The sequence below is a fragment of the Nonomuraea zeae genome (assembly GCF_005889725.1).
Lineage (GTDB): Bacteria > Actinomycetota > Actinomycetes > Streptosporangiales > Streptosporangiaceae > Nonomuraea > Nonomuraea zeae.
The window spans coordinates 1-2276 of record NZ_VCKX01000614.1; the positions used below are offsets into that span (position 1 = coordinate 1).

2 protein-coding genes and 1 pseudogene are annotated in these 2276 nt (G+C 72.5%); all 3 read right to left on the reverse strand.

Translation table 11 applies throughout. The features are described from left to right. A pseudogene (locus ETD85_RS65340) lies at window positions 1-197 on the reverse strand (hypothetical protein); the annotation flags it as partial. A gap of 69 nt (window positions 198-266) precedes the next feature. Further along, a complete protein-coding gene (whiA, locus tag ETD85_RS61765) occupies window positions 267-1247 on the reverse strand; it encodes a DNA-binding protein WhiA (protein WP_138670245.1) in 981 nt (326 codons plus the stop codon). Window positions 1248-1318: 71 nt separating this feature from the next. Further along, window positions 1319-2236 (reverse strand): gluconeogenesis factor YvcK family protein, encoded by a 918-nt coding sequence (locus tag ETD85_RS61770; RefSeq protein ID WP_138699012.1) that lies wholly within the window; start codon window positions 2234-2236, stop codon window positions 1319-1321. Between the last annotated feature and the right edge of the window lie 40 nt (window positions 2237-2276).

Here is a 2276-nt window from a genome sequence, read left to right on the forward strand (position 1 = left end):
CCCACCGGCACACCCACTGCACCACCGACCGGCACGCCAGTCGCACTCGAACCCGCCGGCACGCCCGCTACCCCCGGATCTGCCGGTATCCCCTCAATGCCCGGGTCGAACGGCACCCCTGTCGCGCCCGGATCGGCCGGCATGCCCACCACACCCGGATCCACCAGCACGCCCACCGCCCCCTGATCCACCGGCATCCCCCTGCACCCAGAGCTCCGCCGTACAGGATGGGTGTGACGCCATTCACGCAAGCGCGGGAAAACCGATCAGGGGGCCAGCATGTCGACGGTGAGGTTGGCCTCGGTGTTGGGGATCCCCAGATCAGAGGCCCGCTTGTCGGCCATCGCCAGCAACCGCCGGATCCGCCCGGCGATCGCGTCCTTGGTCAGCGGCGGATCGGCGATCTGCCCCAGCTCCTCCAGCGACGCCTGCTTGTGCTCCACCCGCAGCCGCCCCGCCACCACCAGATGGTCGGGAGCCTCGTCCCCGAGGATCTCCAGCGCCCGCTGCACCCGCGCGCCCGCCGCCACCGCGGCCCGCGCGGACCGCCGCAGGTTGGCGTCGTCGAAGTTGGCCAGCCGGTTCGCGGTGGCCCGCACCTCGCGGCGCATCCGCCGCTCCTCCCAGGCCAGCACGCTGTCATGCGCCCCCAGCCGGGTGAGCAGCGCGCTGATCGCGTCGCCGTCGCGCACCACGACCCGGTCGACGCCGCGCACCTCGCGCGCCTTGGCGTGGATCTTCAGCCGCCGCGCCGAGCCCACCAGCGCGAGCGCCGCCTCCGGCCCCGGGCACGTGACCTCGAGCGACATCGAACGCCCCGGCTCGGTCAGCGAGCCGTGGGCCAGGAACGCCCCGCGCCAGGCGGCCTCGGCGTCGCAGGCGGCCCCCGCCACCACCTGGCGAGGCAGGCCGCGCACCGGACGGCCGTGATTGTCGATGAGGCCCGTCTGGCGGGCCAGCGCCTCGCCGTCGCGGTAGACCCGCACCACGTAGCGCGAGCCCTTCCGCAGCCCCGCGGGCGCGAGCACGAGCACCTCGGCCTTGTGGCCGAACACCTCTCCGATGTCCTTGATCAGCCGACGCGCGGTGGCATTGGTGTCGAGCTCCGCCTCGATCACGATCCTCCCGCCCACCAGGTGCAGGCCGCTGGCGAACCGCAGCAGCGTCGAAACCTCCGCCTTGCGGCAGCACGGCTTGAGCACCGGCAGGCGGCTCAGCTCGTCTTTCACCACACCTGTCATCGCCATAAGCGTTAGTCCTCCCCCATTAAGACCGGCTCACGTCAGTCTCTCGCACCTTCGCGCCACGCCGACCAGGATCAACGCTTCTGGAGGAAAATCTCGTCCAGGACGGAGGCAAGACGTCGTGGGTCATGCTTCGCGGAGCCGTCCGGGGCGGCCACGTCCGCCATGACGAGCCGGGCGCCGAGCGCGGCGGCCGCCTTCTCGAGCGCGTCGGGGTCGTCCACGACCCCGGTGTCGGCGAGTACGACGTCCATCGACAGATCCGGAGCGTGCTGCCTGAGCACCTCCAGATGCTGCTGGGGGGAGAAGTCGTCGGTCTCGCCCGGCTGAGGCGCCAGGTTGAGCGTGACGAGCCGTTTGGCCCTCGTCTCGTGCAGGGCCCTGGCCAGCTCGGGCACCTTGAGGTGCGGCAGCACGCTGGTGAACCACGACCCCGGCCCGAACACCACCCAGTCGGCGTCCAGCACCGCCGCCACCGCCTCTGGCCGCGCGGGCGGATCCTCGGGAACCAGGGAGATCGCCTGCACCCTGCCGGGTGTCAGGGCGCACGCCACCTGCCCGCGGACGATCGAGATGACGCCGTCGAGCTCCACCTCGGCCACGATGTCGAGCGGCACCGACGCCATCGGCAGCACCCGGCCGTGGGCGCCGAGCAGCCGCCCGACCCAGTCGAGCCCGGCCACGGGGTCGCCGAGCAGTTCCCACAGCGCCACGATCAGCAGGTTGCCGACGGCGTGCCCGTGCAGGTCGCCCTCGCTGCGGAAGCGGTGCTGCACCACCTCGCTCCAGGTGCTGCCCCACTCGTCGTCGCCGCACAGCGCGGCCAACGCCATCCGCAGGTCACCGGGTGGGAGCACGCCGAGCTCGCGACGCAGCCGCCCGCTGGACCCGCCGTCGTCGGCCACGGTCACCACGGCGGTCAGCCGGTCGGTGACGACCCGTAAGGCGGAAAGGGAGGCGAACAACCCGTGGCCGCCGCCCAGCGCCACCACCTTCGGCCCGATCCCCGGATAGGGCCCGCCCTGCAAACTC

Coding starts and splice junctions, on each gene's coding strand:
- whiA (WP_138670245.1), bottom strand. CDS start 1,247: ATGGCGATGACAGGTGTGGTGAAAGACGAGCTGAGCCGCCTGCCGGTG.